Origin of the sequence: Duganella guangzhouensis, assembly GCF_009674535.1 — a bacterium.
GTDB lineage: Bacteria > Pseudomonadota > Gammaproteobacteria > Burkholderiales > Burkholderiaceae_D > Rugamonas > Rugamonas guangzhouensis.
This window is the reverse complement of record NZ_WKJK01000005.1, coordinates 267,865-283,322: the sequence shown is the minus strand read 5'-3', so window position 1 is coordinate 283,322 and position 15,458 is coordinate 267,865. Positions and strand designations below refer to the sequence as shown.

Annotated in this window: 13 protein-coding genes; 8 read left to right on the top strand and 5 right to left on the bottom strand. The window is 63.5% G+C overall.

Annotation, left to right across the window (positions count from 1 at the left end):
• Positions 1–92: 92 nt before the first annotated feature.
• From GJ699_RS11950 to GJ699_RS11940, 3 genes are all read left to right on the top strand, one after another.
• On the top strand, positions 93–2,930 hold the full coding sequence (locus tag GJ699_RS11950) for a hybrid sensor histidine kinase/response regulator (protein WP_154376421.1): 2,838 nt from the start codon (positions 93–95) through the stop codon (positions 2,928–2,930).
• Between the two features lie 184 nt (positions 2,931–3,114).
• Positions 3,115–4,494: an MFS transporter gene (locus GJ699_RS11945; protein WP_154376419.1), complete on the top strand. Its 1,380-nt coding sequence runs from the start codon at positions 3,115–3,117 to the stop codon at positions 4,492–4,494.
• A gap of 58 nt (positions 4,495–4,552) precedes the next feature.
• Positions 4,553–5,212 (top strand): class I SAM-dependent methyltransferase, encoded by a 660-nt coding sequence (locus GJ699_RS11940; RefSeq protein WP_154376417.1) that lies wholly within the window; start codon positions 4,553–4,555, stop codon positions 5,210–5,212.
• A 4-nt stretch (positions 5,213–5,216) separates the two neighbouring features.
• Here the strand turns inward: GJ699_RS11940 and GJ699_RS11935 are convergent, their stop codons facing one another.
• Entirely contained in the window at positions 5,217–6,287 is a 1,071-nt protein-coding gene (locus GJ699_RS11935; RefSeq protein WP_154376415.1) for a flavodoxin family protein, read from the bottom strand.
• A gap of 179 nt (positions 6,288–6,466) precedes the next feature.
• Between GJ699_RS11935 and GJ699_RS11930 the strand changes: the two genes are divergently transcribed.
• From GJ699_RS11930 to GJ699_RS11920, 3 genes are read left to right on the top strand one after another with little or no spacing between them, the layout of a single operon-like run.
• The gene (locus GJ699_RS11930) at positions 6,467–6,703 is read left to right on the top strand and encodes a hypothetical protein (RefSeq protein ID WP_154376413.1); all 237 of its coding nucleotides are present in this window, start codon (positions 6,467–6,469) and stop codon (positions 6,701–6,703) included.
• Positions 6,704–6,744: 41 nt separating this feature from the next.
• Positions 6,745–7,329, top strand: coding sequence for a helix-turn-helix domain-containing protein (locus tag GJ699_RS11925; RefSeq protein WP_154376410.1), 585 nt, complete (start codon positions 6,745–6,747; stop codon positions 7,327–7,329).
• The gene (locus GJ699_RS11920) at positions 7,326–7,862 is read left to right on the top strand and encodes a GNAT family N-acetyltransferase (protein WP_154376408.1); all 537 of its coding nucleotides are present in this window, start codon (positions 7,326–7,328) and stop codon (positions 7,860–7,862) included. Before GJ699_RS11925 ends, GJ699_RS11920 begins: the two co-directional genes overlap by 4 nt.
• 10 nt (positions 7,863–7,872) lie before the next feature.
• On the opposite strand, the gene GJ699_RS11915 is transcribed toward GJ699_RS11920, so the two are convergent.
• On the bottom strand, positions 7,873–10,974 hold the full coding sequence (locus GJ699_RS11915) for an NAD(P)-binding protein (protein ID WP_154376406.1): 3,102 nt from the start codon (positions 10,972–10,974) through the stop codon (positions 7,873–7,875).
• A gap of 95 nt (positions 10,975–11,069) precedes the next feature.
• Here GJ699_RS11915 and GJ699_RS11910 point away from each other — a divergent pair, with 95 nt between their 5' ends.
• Both GJ699_RS11910 and GJ699_RS11905 read left to right on the top strand, forming a co-directional pair.
• Positions 11,070–11,708: a phosphohydrolase gene (locus GJ699_RS11910; protein ID WP_154376404.1), complete on the top strand. Its 639-nt coding sequence runs from the start codon at positions 11,070–11,072 to the stop codon at positions 11,706–11,708.
• A gap of 133 nt (positions 11,709–11,841) precedes the next feature.
• Positions 11,842–12,054 (top strand): hypothetical protein, encoded by a 213-nt coding sequence (locus GJ699_RS11905; protein ID WP_154376402.1) that lies wholly within the window; start codon positions 11,842–11,844, stop codon positions 12,052–12,054.
• Between the two features lie 231 nt (positions 12,055–12,285).
• Here the strand turns inward: GJ699_RS11905 and GJ699_RS11900 are convergent, their stop codons facing one another.
• Genes GJ699_RS11900 through GJ699_RS11890 form a run of 3 tightly spaced genes read right to left on the bottom strand, consistent with a single transcriptional unit; the run spans position 12,286 to position 15,448 of the window.
• Entirely contained in the window at positions 12,286–13,317 is a 1,032-nt protein-coding gene (locus GJ699_RS11900; RefSeq protein ID WP_154376400.1) for an ABC transporter substrate-binding protein, read from the bottom strand.
• The gene (locus GJ699_RS11895) at positions 13,314–14,402 is read right to left on the bottom strand and encodes an ABC transporter substrate-binding protein (RefSeq protein WP_154376398.1); all 1,089 of its coding nucleotides are present in this window, start codon (positions 14,400–14,402) and stop codon (positions 13,314–13,316) included. The genes GJ699_RS11900 and GJ699_RS11895 overlap by 4 nt, the downstream gene beginning before the upstream one ends.
• Positions 14,402–15,448 carry an ABC transporter substrate-binding protein gene (locus GJ699_RS11890; protein ID WP_154376396.1) on the bottom strand — a complete coding sequence of 349 codons (1,047 nt, stop codon included), beginning with the start codon at positions 15,446–15,448 and terminating at the stop codon, positions 14,402–14,404. Before GJ699_RS11890 ends, GJ699_RS11895 begins: the two co-directional genes overlap by 1 nt.
• Positions 15,449–15,458: the final 10 nt, after the last annotated feature.

Sequence of the window (15,458 nt, the reverse complement as noted above, 5' to 3'; positions counted from 1 at the left end):
CTATGACGCAAAGCCAGTATCATACCAAGCCGCCAAGTTCTCGTTTAAAATGAAGCACTATCTTTTACGGACAGCCGGCGCACGGATCACGAATGAGTAAAGCAAGCATGATGCATCATCCCACTGCCTGCCTGCGCCGCCACGCCCTGCTACTCCTATTGCTCATCTGCGCGCTGTTTACCAGCCTCACGTCCACACGCGCGCAGGCCGCACCGGACGCGCCCATCGCCCTGGCCAGTAGCAGCATCGATCTGGCCAAGAGCGGCCGCCTGTATGTCGACCATGGCGAACCCTATCCGGTCGATGCCGCCGCCATTCCAGCCATGCTGGCGCGCCTGCAGCCGGCCGGCAAAGTCAATCTGCTGGGCGGCGGCTACTGGCTGTACGCGGAGCTGCGCAACGACAGCCGCAACGGCAACTGGGTCATCGATCCCAACGACACGCTGATCGACATCGTCGACATCCAGATCTACGGCCAGGATGGCAGCATCCGCCAGATGCTGACCGGCTACCGCCAGCCGCACGCCTACATGCTCCACTATGGCAAAGACATCGACCTGGCGCCGGGCCAACGCTACCAGGTGCTGATCCGCTTCTCCAGTCCCTACTATGCGCGCACGCCGGTGTTCTCGGTGCTGCCACGTCCCGACTACCAGCAACTGGTGGCGAATGAAAACGTGCTGATTATCGGCTCGGTGGGCGCGCTGCTGGCGCTCACCGTGTTCAATTTCTTCATTTACTCGATCACGCGCGACCGCTCCTCGCTGTACTACTCGATGTACGTGTTGTGCTACGCCGTCGCCTGGGGCATGACCTTCCACATGACGGCCGATTTATTCGGCTGGCACAACCTGCACTGGCACTACGTACCGTTCTTCCTGCTGCCGGTACTGAGCACGCTGTTCTACACCACCTTCCTGCGATTGAAGGAAACCGCGCCGCGCCTGTATCTGCTCAGCCGCATCAACCTGGTGCTGCCGCTGCTGACGCTACCAAGCTGCTTCCTGGCGCTCAGCTATGCGCACACCATCGCCACCATCGTCATCACCATCTGGATGACGATGGCGCTGGCCAGCGGCATCATCGTCTGGCGCAGCGGTTATTATCCGGCGCGCTTCTTCGTGCTGGGCTTCGTCGCGCTGATGATACCGGGCCTGCTGATCCTGCCGGCCAACGTCGGCCTGATTCCAGCGGTGGTCAGCAACGCCCAGTTGTTCACACTGTTGGGCGGTACACTGGACGGCGTGCTGCTGGCGTTTGCGCTAGCCGACCAGATCCGCCTGTTGCGCAACAACCTGGAACAACGCGTCAAGGAACGCACCGCCCAGCTGACCGAGGCCAAGGAGCACGCGGAAATCGTCAGCCGCCACCGCATCGACTTCCTCTCAGCGATGAGCCACGACATCCGCACCCCGCTGGCCGGCGTGATCGGTATGATCAAATTCGCCATGCGCGACCAGTCGGTGCGCGGCAGGACCGAAGAGTATCTGCGCATCGGCCTGCAGAACAGCGAGTCGCTGCTGGCCATCCTCAACGACATCCTCGACTTCTCCAAGATCGACGCCGGCCGGCTGTCGATAGAAACCGTAGACTTCGACCTGATCGCGCTGATCGACGACGCCATCGGCATCCTGCAGCAGCAGGCCGACGCCAAGAGCCTGCTGCTGCGCAGCGAGCTGGCGCTGGACCTGCCGCGCTACGTGCGCGGCGACCCGACGCGCATGCGCCAGATCCTGCTTAACCTGCTGGGCAACGCCATCAAATTCACCGACCGCGGCGAAGTGCGGCTGGACGCCTCGGCGTTGATGACCACCGAAGGCCGCACCAGCGTCAGCTTCGACATCAGCGACACCGGTCCCGGCATCCCGCCCGAAGTGCTGCCACGGCTGTTCCAGAAATTCGAACAGGCCGACCACTCCACCACGCGCCGCTACGGCGGCACCGGCCTCGGTCTGGCCATCTGCAAGGAACTGGTGGAACTGATGGGTGGCGCGATCGCGGTCGAAAGCCGGGTGGGCGCCGGCTCCACCTTCAGCTTCACGCTGCCGCTGGAACAGGGCGCGGCGCCGGCGCAGGATGCGTCCAAGCTGCCGCGCAAGGAACATCACGCCTACCGCCTGCGCGTGCTGTGCGCGGAAGACGTGCGCACCAACCAGATCATCGTCAGCACCCTGCTGGAAGGCATGGGGCACGACATCCGCATCGTTGAAAACGGCCTGCAGGCACTGCACGCGTTGAGCACCGCCGCCTACGACCTGGTGCTGATGGACGGCCGCATGCCGATGATGGACGGCGAACAGGCCACGCGCGTGATCCGCGCCGGCGGCAACGAAGACTACCGCGTGCTGGACCCGGTCATCCCCATCATCGCGCTGACCGCCAACGCCAGCGACCATGACCGCGCACGCTATCTGGCGGTCGGCATGGACGGCTTCCTCAGCAAGCCGGTGGACGAACGGCTGCTGTACGACCAGGTCGAAAAAGTGATCGCCCAGCACCTGAGCCGTGGCCGCCAGTTGCGGCCGACCGACGCCGCCCGTCTCGCGGCCGAGCGCACCGAATCGCTGGACGAACAGTTCGGCGTCGCGCCGATTGCCTGCGCCGGCAACGACACGGTACAAATCACGCCGCTGGCCGGGCTATCGCACAAACACATGCAGCGCATCACCCAAGCCTTCCTGGACGAAGCCCCGCGCCGGCTGGAGAGCGCGCGCGCCGCCGTCATCGCCGGCAACAGCAGCGCGGCGGCAGCCGCGATCCACGCGCTGAAAGGCAGCGCCGGCTACCTGAATTCCACCCATTTGCACACGCTGTGCCACGAAATGGAAAGCGCCGCCGCCGCTGGCGACCTGGTCGAAGTGATCGACATGCTGCCCGACGTCGAAGCCGCGCTGGACAAAGCCTGCGCCGACCTGCGCAGCACCGCCTGAGCCCGTGTCCACTTCAAGGTCTACTTCGGGGTCAGACCCCGAAACTAGACATTGAGTCGTGCGCGAGATAATGTCCACTTCGGGGTCTGACCCCGAAGTGGACATTAGTGGACATTGGTCGCCAGCAAGAATTGCGGTTTTCCGCGACAATGGAGGGCTCGCTTCACCTTGCATCGGACATCATATGAATACTCAGGATAATGGCACGCCCGTGCGCGACGGTCTGCCGCCGGATGCGCGGCGTCTTGCCATGCTGTCGGTCGCCATCGGCGTCGGCATGGCTTCGCTCGATACCGCCATCGCCAATACCGCCCTTCCCGCCATCGCCGACCAGTTGCACACCACGCCAGCCGCCTCGGTCTGGATTATCAATGTTTATCAATTGGCCATGGTGGCCACGCTGCTGCCGTTTGCCGCGCTGGGCGAGGTGATCGGCTATCGCCGCGTGTGTATCTTCGGCCTGTGCGTGTTCACCGCCGCTTCGCTGGCCTGCGCGCTGGCCTGGTCGCTGCCCTCGCTGGTGGTGGCGCGGCTGTTCCAGGGCGTCGGCGGCGCCGCCATGATGGGCGTGAACACGGCGCTGCTGCGCGCCATCTTCCCCGCCAAGCTGCAGGGACGTGGCTTCGGTCTCAATTCGCTGGTGGTGGCGGTGTCGTTCGCGGTCGGCCCCACCGCCGCTTCGCTGATCCTGGCCGTCGCCACCTGGCCATGGCTGTTTGCCATCAACGTGCCGTTGGGCGCGGCCGCGATCCTGCTGGCGCGCCGCGCGCTGCCGCACACCGAACGCGCCGGCCACAAGATCGACGGCCCCACCGCCATCCTCAACGTTATCGCCTTCGGCCTGCTGATCCTGACCTTCGGTGACGCCGCCCACCAGGAAGGCTGGCACAAGCTGCTGCCGGAGCTGATCGCCACGCTGGTGTTCTTTGGGCTGCTGCTGCGCCGCCAGGCTGGCCACGCCGCGCCGATGCTGCCGGTGGATCTGTTCAAGCGGCCGCTGTTCGCGCTGTCCTCGCTAACAGCGGTATGCACTTTTGCCGCCCAAGGCCTGGCGTTTGTCTCGCTGCCGTTTTATTTCGAAACCACGCTGGGCCGCTCGCCGATCGAAACCGGCTTCCTGATGACGCCTTGGGCGGTGCTGGTGGGCGTGATGGCGCCGATCGCCGGCCGTCTCAGCGACCGCTACTCGCCCGGCGCGCTGGGCGGCATCGGTCTGGCGCTGCTGTCGTCCGGCCTGGTGGCGATGCTGATGCTGCCGGCGCAGCCGTCGGTGTTCGACATCGGCTGGCGCATGGCCTGGTGTGGCGTCGGCTTCGGCTTCTTCCAGGCACCTAATCTGAAAGCCATCATGGGCAGCGCGCCGGCCTCGCGCGCGGGTGGCGCCAGCGGCATCGTCGCCACGTCGCGGTTGATCGGCCAGGCCACCGGCGCGGCGCTGGTGGCCTACTGCTTCACTATCTCGGCGACGCGCGGCACTACTTATGCGCTGGCGCTGGCGGCGGTGTTTGCCGGCGTGGCCAGCGTCGCCAGCTTCTCGCGGGTGGTGGTCGGCCGCCAAGCGTGAGGCGCTTTTTCGAGGACGCTGCTAAACTACTTCGTATCATCACGGAGGAGACAGCAGCATGTCCAACCGCACGCTCAACCTGACCGATACGCTGTACGACTACGTGCTCTCGCATTCGCTGCGTGAGCATCCGGCGCAGAGCGCCTTGCGCGACGCTACCCGCGGCCACGAACACGCCAGCATGCAGATCTCGCCAGAACAGGGGCAGTTCATGGCGCTGCTGGTCAAGCTGATGGGGGCGCACAATGCCATCGAGGTGGGCGTGTTCACCGGCTATAGCGCGCTGTCGGTGGCGCTGGCGTTGCCGCCGGCCGGCCGTCTGCTGGCCTGCGATATCAGTGAGGAATACACCGATGTGGCGCGGCGCTACTGGCAGCAGGCCGGCGTGGCCGACAAGATCGACCTGCGTATCGCCCCGGCGCTGGACACTCTGCAGGGACGCCTGAAGGATGGCGAAGCTGGCCTGTACGATTTCGCTTTCATCGACGCCGACAAAACTGGCTACGACGCCTACTATGAATGCTGTTTGCAGCTGCTGCGGCGCGGTGGCCTGATCCTGCTGGATAACACGCTGCGCAGCGGCCGCGTCACCGAGCGCGCCGACAACGACGATACCGCCGCCATCCAGACCCTGAATATCAAGCTGCACTTCGACGAGCGCGTCGACCTGTCGCTGCTGCCGCTCAGCGATGGCCTGACGCTGGCGCGCAAGCGTTGAGCCGTTACTTCGGCCGCGCCGGCACCACTTCGGCGTCCGGCTTGCTGAGCCAACCGCTGCGCAACTGCCCCACCGCGACCGCTACCGCCTGCGCCACATTCCTCACCTCCTGCTGGAACTTCTCATCCTGATCGAGTACCGCGTGGCTCTCCGCGTACGATTCGTAATAGCCGACATAGCGATCCAGCGCCGACTGCTGACCGGCATCGATTAAGCCCATCCAGTCCAGCCAATCCGCCAGATTGCGGCGCAAGCTCTCCGTACCCGCCACATCGCCATGTACCACCAATCCATAAGCACGCCCTGCCAGATGCTTGGGATAGTCCCAGCCCTTAAGTTCCAGCGCTTTGGCCTCAGCCGCCTTCTTGCCATGCGTGGTGGTGGGATCGGGATTGCCGCCGTCGGCGCACACCAGCCGGTCTATCATCAGCTTGAGGACGGACGGCGCCTGATACCAGTAGGTCGGCGTCAGGATGATGACGCCATGCGCCGCCACCCACTGCTCGTAAATCTCGGCCATCCAGTCGCTGGTCTGACGCTCCGCATGATTGGGATAACAGCTGCAAGGCCAGTGGCACAGCGGCATGGCGGTCGACACGCAGCCCTTGCAGGGGTGGATATGCAAATCGTAGCTGGATGTCAGCAGGCTCAGATCCAGCACATCGACCTCGATATCGGCCGCCTCCAGCACCTCGCGCGCCCAGCCGGCCATGCGCCAGGTCTTGGAGACTTCGCCAGGACAAGTGCCATCATTGCGCGCCGCGCCGATAATCAGCAGCACCCGCGATGGCGATTGCGCATCCTTCTGCCGCTTCTCTGCCGCCAGCAGCCGGTCGCGCGTCGCCGTCCACTCCACCGACAGCTCATACTCAGGATCGGCAAACCCCGGCCCCGCCTTCCGCGTGCGGGGCGCTTTACGGCCCGCGTCATAATTGCGCCATGCTACCTGCTCCACTTGCGCCAGCGCCTCGCGCACCGGCTCAAACGCCGGATCCTCGAACGAGCGCATGAAACGCAGGTGAAACTCATCGCGGCCCAGCTGTGCTGGCGCCTGACCCCGTCGAATATCCGTCATGCCGGTCTCCTTGTCAGATGCCAGCTTGGCACGCAGCCGCGCGCCGCACCGTACGCGGACGCACACTCAATCACTCCTACAGCGGCACGGCATGTGCACCTACGCCAACCGCCGCCGGGGCGGCTTAGCATAGCTCCACGCGCCACACCCGTGCCGCGGCTTCAGACAAGGAGAGCATCATGAGCCCATCGAACAAATCCGATCCGCGCGATCTCAAACAGCAGGAGCAGCAGGGCCGTGGCCCGGCACGCTCGGAGCACGCGGTGCGCCAGGATAACCAGAACCGTGGCGATCTGCACAACCAGCAAAGCGCCGCTGCCGCCGCCACGGCCGCCACCCATCGTGATAAAAACGCTGGCGCACGCGGTGACGATTACTCTGACAGCAATCGCAACAAACACGAAGGCAAACGCTGATTCCAGTTTACTGGACATGAATTTCCTGTAAAATGGAATTCATGGACATCAACCTACTGATCGCCCGCCGCGTGCGGGAACTGCGCGACGCGCATAGCCTGTCGCTCGACGCGCTGGCCACCCGCAGCGGCGTTAGCCGCTCCAACATCTCGCTGATCGAACGCGGCGAGAGCAGCCCCACCGCCGCCGTGCTGGATAAACTGGCCAGCGCGCTCGGCGTGGCGCTGGCGGCACTGTTTGAGGATAAAGGAACGCCGGGCGACGAACCGTCACCGGTGGCGCGCGTGGGCGAGCAGCCGGTATGGACCGACCCCGGTTCCGGCTACATGCGCCGCAGCCTGTCGCCGGCGGCGCCGTCGCCGCTGCAGCTGGTGGACGTGGTGTTCCCGGCCGGGCAGCGCGTGGCCTATGACAGCGTGCCGCACAATGCGGACATCCACCAGCAAGTGTGGATGATCGAAGGCGCGATGGAGATCAACGTCGGCGAGCAGCACTGGCGGCTGGAGACCGGCGATACGCTGGCGATGCGGCTGGATCGTCACATCGTCTATCACAACCCGACCCGCAAACAAGCGCGCTACCTGGTGGCGCTGACCAGCCAACCCGCCACCAGGAGAAGCGCATGAACGCCATCAATGTGCGCCGCGTGACGACGGAGGAAGCCGCGCAGCGCGGTGAGGAATTGGCGGCGGCGCTGGCCGACGTATTGATCGACTGCGTGGAAGGCGGCGCGTCGGTCAGCTTCATGCTGCCGCTACCGCGTGAGAAGGCGCTGAACTTCTGGCGCGGCGTGCTGGGCGCAACCGCGTGCCGTGAACGCGTGCTGCTGGTAGCGGAAACCGCGCAAGGCCTCATCGTCGGCACCGTGCAGCTAATCACCGCCCTGCCCGACAACCAGCCACACCGCGCCGACGTCGCCAAGATGCTGGTCCACCGCGATGCCCGCCGCCGTGGCGTCGCCGCCCAGCTGATGGCCGCCGTCGACCAGGCAGCACACGAGGAAGGCAAAACCGTCCTCGTGCTGGACACCGTCACCGGCGGCGACGCCGAACGCCTGTACCAGCGCGCCGGCTGGCAAGTGGCCGGCGTGGTGCCCAACTACGCGCTAATGCCGGATGGCGCCTACTGCGGCACCACCTTCTTCCACAAACAGCTTTAGAAGGCCCGCGTCAAAAGTCAGTTTCCCCTTCGATCACAGTCGGATAACCGCTGATGGCGCGCGACGTCTGCATGCCCGCCATCACCGCAGCCTCCACACAGCCGGCGTTGATGCCGGTCTTGATCCAGTCCCCGGTCAGGAACAGATTCGAGAAGCCCGACTGGTCGGCCTGCAAGCGATAGCGCGTACTGCCCACCACCGACATCACATAACGCTCCGACGGGTCCACATTGGCCCGCCAGTACTGCGCATCGAAGCGCTGCACGCCAGTGGCCTCGCTGCCATCCACCAGCCATTGCCAGGGGAACGCCCCGGAAGGACCGGCGGCCGACCACAATGACGCAATCTCCTTGCTCAACTGATGAATCGCCCCATCCTTGGCCACCGCCGCCATCCGCGCCGGGAAATCATGATCGCTAACCGGCGGATAACTGTCCGCCGGCAGCGCGCTGCAGAAGTAAGACACATTGCGCGGATCCAGCCCGGCCGGCCAATCCTCGCGCACCAGCAGTTGATCCATCGGTGCCCAGGTATCATATGGCTCGGTGAAGCCACTCAACACCGGCTGCTGGCCTTGCGGCTGATAGGTCCAACCCATCTGCGCCAGATCCTTGTTCAGCCACACCTGATACGCCTGCGTCGCCACCGTCAGCACCTTTTCCGACGTCACCAGCAACGCCGGCGAACGCGCCAGCAGTTGCGGGCACAATACCGGCAGCGAACCGATCGAAATGCCAAACACCACCTGATCAAAATCCACGCCGCGCTTCAAGGTCAGCGCCGGCAGCTCCTTGCCGAACGATTCACGATACACCTGCGGCCAATCGGTCCAATGCGACTCCAGATTGATGTTCTTCTCTTGCAGCAGCGCCGCCTGCGCCGCATCGATCTGCCCATACAGCGGCTCGCTCGGCCAGCAATCCAGATCCTTTACCGACACCAGCGGGTCATATTCCGCGCCAGCCAGCTGCACCTGCTGCGTCATGCGAATGCTGCCCACCTGACCCCCGTCCGGCACCAGTTCCTCCACCTTGTGGAAGAACTTGAACTTCACACCGCGCTTTTTCAGTGCCTGATACATCGGCGTAAAGATGGTATCCCCCATCCCGGCCTGCATCTTGAACATGATGCCGCCCTTGTAGCACAAGCCGATACGCGCCATCGCGCGCAACATGGTGCCCGCTTCCGCGTTCGGCTTGTCGAAATCGCCGTTCTCGTAAGCGAAGATCAGATCATAGAACCCGCGCACCGGCGCCGAGTTCACGCACAACTCTTCATCGCCGCCATGCTTGCGCAGCCAGTCGCGAAAATCAATATCGTTGATGACATCGAAACCGTGCTTGATGACGCCATCCTCGAACACACCCTTGATCACCGTTATGCCCAAGTCCAGGCAGATGAACAGACGGCGCACATCATCAATCACATCGCCCTCGGCGCGTGCGAGCAGCTTGTCGTAACGCACATGCAGCTTGCCGCGCACACCCGCCATGGCGCCGGCCAGCGCCAGATGCTGACCTTCATCCGCGTCCTCCGCCATATTGAACACCAGTCCGGACAAGGCGCCGGCCAGCAGCGACACATCCTCCAGCAGCTCATGCACCGACGAGCTCACGCCTTCGGACAAGTGATACAGCCAGTCCGGAATCACGCCGGTGTGATGCTCGTGCGGCGGCAGCTCCATCTCCTTGGTCAGATTATCCAGGCTGCGTATCCATTGCTCGATCCAGCCCACCATCGCCACCGCCATCTGCCACAGCGTGATCTTCTGATCGCCCTCGCCCGGCTCGCCGGGCAGCGTTGGGAACACGATCGACCAGTTATGCCACTGATCGCCCACCCGCTCCGACAACGCCACATAATCCTGCTGCTTGAAAGCGTCCTGCCAGGTCGCCAGCGGCGCGCCAGCCGGGCGATTCAAGCTCGCATAAGCGGCCTTGATCATCTTGAACGCATTCGAATAGAAGCCAAACCAGATGTGCAGGCCGTGCTCCTCGATGCGCTGACCATACTTCGCATTGCGTCCGCTGGCACCCTTGCCACCCAGTCGCCAGCCCTGCTGGTAGACCGTGATGTCGTAATTGTTCTGCCATCCCGGCTGCTCGGTCAGATAGTAGGCGGTGGTCATGGCGCTGACGCCGCCGCCGAGGATCGCGATCTTCTGCGGCGCGATCGACGAATTGTCTACCAGCTCCTCGCCCGGCTGCGCGGTGAAATCGAAATTCAGGTAATACGGCAGAATGGCCTGCTGCGGTCCAAGCTTGAGGCCCAGCGTTTCGTTCAGCGGGAAGCTGTCGAAGGCGTGCAGAATCGCCTCGTATTCATAGCCCAGCACTTTACCGCTGTGGATTTTCTCGATGGTGGCCGGCGCAGCCAGAATCGCCTGGTACACCGCCTTCAGGCCGGCGCTGTCCGGGAACTGCTTGAGGAAGATCTGATCGATACGCGGATTGCGCAGCAGCGAAATGATGTCCTCCCAGCCAGCAACGTCCATGTTGAAGAAATCGGGTATCGACAAGAACAGCTCTATCGCCTGCTCGATCAACTCCAGCAGGCTGCTGACTTCACGCTCGCCGTCGTTGGCCACGGTGGCGTTCACCTCCAGCAGCGGATGCAGGGCGATCTTGGTCTCGGGCGAAAACGGATGGAAGCCCTTGGCCGACAAGGCGCAGCGCTTGGCGTCGATCTCGTATTCGCACAGATACTTCGGATAGCCGAACAGCTCACGGCCATTAATCAGCGCCATCGCATCGTCAACGAAGATATGGGCCGGATAATAGTAAATGTGCGCCAGCTTGCCCTCGGCATCCATGGCGCCGACCATGATCCAGGTGACGATGTCGATTTCCGTAATCCAGCCCTTGTCATGGTCGACCGGCACCGCCGAATCGGCGTGGTTCACGCGCGTGAAGGTGATCAGCACATACGGCGAAATCGCCTTGAACGTCATGCGTTGGCCTGCCACCGTGTTCAGCGTATCGTCCAGCGTCGCCTGCAGCTTGGCCAGTTCGCCCTTGACGAAAAAGCCGTACATGTCGGAATTCTTCAACTGCAGCGGTGAATGCATCATCACCGAGCCGCCTTGATAGATATAGGGGGGTCTGGTCGCCATGGCACTTTAAGGAGAGAGTGAGCAATTCTTCAAGTGTGCCAAAACCATTACACGTTGCCAAGAATAAATTCACTTGGCACGTGTAAAATCTCCACATGGCCAGAGATCATGAACAACGCGCCTGGGTGCGCATGCCGTCGGGCAGACGACTGGATCTGCTCGACCCCACGCCCTTCGACTGGGACGACAGCGACCTCGCCCTCGGTTTGGCGCGCACCTATCGCTGGGGTGGACATTCGGCGTGGCCGCTGCCGCTATCGGTAGCGCAGCACTCGCTGACCGTGATGCAGGTACGCGCCGCCGCCTGCCGCAGCGCCGGGCTGACGCTGGCGCCGGAAGCGGCGCTGCGCGAACTGCTGCACGACGCCGAGGAGGGTCTGCTCGGCTTCGACTGCATCTCCCCGCTCAAGCCCTTCCTGGGCGACGCCTTCAAGACCCTGTCACAGAAACTGGAAGCGGCGGTGTTTATCCGCTACGGCCTGCAGCATTGGACGCCGAAAGAACACGCCGCCCACAAATTCGCCGACCGCCTGGCCGCCGCCAGCGAAGCGGTACACATCGCCGGCTGGTCGGCGCAGGAAGTCGAACAAACGCTAAAAATCACCGTGCCGCCGCTCAGCGACGACCCGCTACACCCCATCTACGGCGGCACGCCATGGGAACCCTGGCCCCCCGCCCTCGCCGCCGAACGCTTTTTGACCGAACTGGAACTTCTCAAAAGCCGCTGCGTCTAGTCCAGGCCCAGCGATGATCGGGTATGCTCAACAAAACGCGACTGCCATCGAGAGTATTTGTTCTTGTCGCACCCGGTGACTTGCCGTCTTCGGAATATCGGCAGTGTTATAGACAATGTTCAGGGTCCGTCAAATGATTGAAAAAGATTGCGCTATAGAACTCCAACGTCATGCCTTGGCAGCGATACGTGAACTCTCCATGCTTCTGAACAAATGCCAAGGTAATTGTTCTGCTGATCGATTTGAACAATTACGAGATGGAGTGGGGAGATCCATAGGCCAAATACAAATGGGCATATTGGAAGTCGTTATTGAGGAGTTTCCAGAGTTGGACGATTTGCAGTAAACATCTGAGTGGGCTAAAGCCAGCGCAGCTGACTTTAGCTCACTAATTGATCAAGATAAATCACTCCCCGCCTGCTCGAGATGTCAGATAGCCGAAACGATGTCGTCGGCATCGCCTCCGTCTAGATTGCTTGCAGCAGTTAAGCCAACGTCAGACCGTCTTGTGCTACCACCCGCGCTGCGCCACCGAGTGCTTACGGCCCGAGCTGGAACTGTTCAAACGCCGCTGTGCTTAGGCTAGACCCAATGAGCGCAGCGGCGCGGGATCGACCCATGCCGCCAGGTCGAAGTCCTGTTTGATGAAATCCCACTCCAGCAGATAGCGTTTGAACTGGTCGAGCGCCGTCAGTGAGGCGTCGTCCAGATTGACGCCCAGCTTTTCGTGTAGCTGGTCGCCATAGGCAAAGCGCACCCACGCCTCGCTCCAATTGGTTTCGCGCGCGATGTGCGTCAGCGCCTGGCCCGGATTGCGCCGCGCCCAGCTGTCCACTGACGCGATGCTGCCCAGGAAGCGCCGCACCAGGTCCGGATGCTGCTGCAAAGTCAGCGTGTTGACCGTCAGCGGCCGTGGCGTGCAGTTATTCACCCGCACCCACTGCTCCGGATGGAAGCCGAGGTCGATGACCACGCGCGCATCCAGCAAATGCGCGACTTCGGCACCGCGCACGTCCTTGACGTAAATCGCATCGACCTCGCCACGTACCAGCGCGTGCACCAGCGCCGTGTAGCGATGCTGGCTGCCGCGCCGCACCGGCGTATCCGGCTCCGGCACCGCGTTAACGCGCGATGTCACGTCCACCCATTCCGCATCTTTGGCCGACAGGCCGGCGGTTTCCAGCGCCACCAGCAGACCGCGCAAGGCTTCGGCGCGCATCACGTCGACACCATCGGCATTCGCCGGTTGCAGCGGCAGGCCCAGTTTGCGGCCCTTCAGATCGCGCGCGGTCTGGATGCCGGATTCGGGCAGTGCCAGAATCACCTGATACTCATCGATCCACGAAACGCCGATGACGCGCGTGTCGCGTCCTTTGGCGCGCGCCCAGATCGGCTGCACGGCGCCGCCCAGCCGGAACGAATCCGGCAGATTGTGTTCGAAATGCGAGGCCAGTTCGGCCGGATTGTCGGAATCCTGAAGCGACTTGATGGTGATGCCGTCGGCGGCGAACTCCTTGTCGTACAGTCCCAGCTGCGCGCTCAGACCGAGCGGCGTCGGGATCGATCCGCGCGAATACCAGATGGTAGCTGGTTTGCGCTCTTGACTCATGGTTGCTTCTCCTGTGTCCAAAAATTTGTCAGCCCCAGCTCGCGCAGTCCTGCATCGACAAAGCGCGGCTCAAGCAGTTCGTTGACCGTTAGTTCCCGGCGCACCAGCTTTTGCTGGCGCGCGAAGGCCAGCACCTCGCGATAATGACGATACACCAAACCGTCGTACAGCGGCGAGAAGCGGTCTTTCCATTTCACCTGCGGGTCGTCGTAGGCACGCCGCACCACGCGCTCCGGCGTGCCGTTGCGGGTGCCATCGAGGATGAAGGCGTCGCGGTTGTCTTCCTGCGACGCCCAGTATTGCGCGCGCAGCCAGGCGGTTGCCACCAGTTGCGCCAGCGCCAGATTCTCGCGCGTGAAATCGCGCCGCCCCCACAACTCGGCGCGCATCTTGCGTTCCGGCTTGCCCTTGCTGCTCCAGATGATGCGGCCGGCGCCGCGCTCCTCCAGCGCATCGCCGCTCAGGACGAACAGCGCGTCGACGCGGCCGGTGGCCAACGCGGCGGCGCCGGGCTTGATGTCCATGTTCACCAGCGTGAAGTCGTTGACCGACAGGCCACTGTCCTCGATCAGATGACGCAACCCGAGTTCCCATGGTCGGCCGCGATGCACGCTGATACGCTTGCCCTTGAGGTCACGGATCGAACGCGCACTCGATCCCGGCGCCACTAGCAGAAACACGTCGGCGCCGCGTCCCATCGGCACCACCACGTGGGTGCGCACGCCGCCGGCATTGAGTATCACCGAAGGCAGGTCGCCATAAGCAGCAAAGTCGATGCGTTTGGCGGCAAAGGCTTCGTTCATGGTGGCGCCGGTATCTCCGGTCACCGGCAGCCATTCCAGCCGCACGCCGCGCTGCTGCAATTGTGCCGCCAACCAGCCCTCCTGTTGCACGCGATACGCCACGCCGCCGATGGCCGGCTTGCCGTTCTCGGTGAACGCGGTGGTGGCGATGCGTACCGCCTCCGGCTCCGCCCGCGCCAGGCCGATGCCGCCGCTGGCGCAAATGGCCAGCGCCAGCGCCAAGCCACATTGGCGCAGCCAGGCGTCCCACCGCGACGCGGATACCGGCCGGTGCGCTCCCATTATGCGGCCTGCCGCGCCTGGGCCAGCACTGCCTGCAGCGGGCGCGCATCGATCCAGCTGCGCACATCCACCGGCGCCGGCAGGAAGTGCCAGCGGTGCAGGAAGTCGGCAAAGTCCTGCAAGCCGGCGATTGAGCTGTCCGACAGGTCGGTGCGTAGTTTCAGGTGCGCGTCCTCGCCGTAGGCGGCGGCGACGAAGTATTCGCTGCTGTTGGTCTCGCGCGCCAGGAAGCGGCGCGTTTCGTCCGGATGCTGGTGTGCCCATTCTTCGGCGCGCAGCACTTGTTCGACGATGGTGACTGCGGCGTCGAAGTGATGGTCGAGCAGATTGGTGTCCACGCTCAGCGTGCGCGGCGTGCCGTTGTTGGCGCGGATCAGCGGGTCCGGGTGGATGCCGGTGTCGATGATGGTGCGCAGGCCGAATTGCTGCGCCACTTGCGCCGCGTGCGCGCCCTTGAGGAAGATCGCGTCCACCTCACGACGCAGCAGGCCAAGCAGCTCGGGATTCTGCGCACGGCCGCCGCTGAACACATGGGTGCCGGCCAGTTGTTCAGCCGGACGATCGCTCTGGCCGGCGTCGATTTCGTAATCGAACAGCGTTACATCGTGCACGTACAGGCCGTCCAGTTTAAGCGCGTTCTCCAGCCCACGCAGCGCCTGGGCGCGCGAGAAGTCGATTTGGGCACGGCGCCACAGCGGCAGGCCAAAACGGCGGCCGCGCAGATCGCGCACGGTTTTGATATCACTGTCCGGCAGTACCAGAATGCGCTGGGTTTCGTCGGCCCAGGACAGGCCAATCACGCGTGTATCGCGGCCATCGGCCTTGGCCCACAGCGCCGGGATGTTGCCGCCGTGGCGCACCGAGTTTTGCAGCGTGTGATCGAAGTGCGATTCGCGCACCGCCTGGTCGCTGGATTCGCGTAGCGATCGAATGGTGGTCGACTGGGCGGTAAAGGCCTGTTCCAGCCAGCCTTGCTGTACCGCGATGCCCAAGCCGGTCGGCACCGGGCAGCGGGTGTACCAAAGTGTATCGAGTGGATTGCTCATGAGTGTCTCC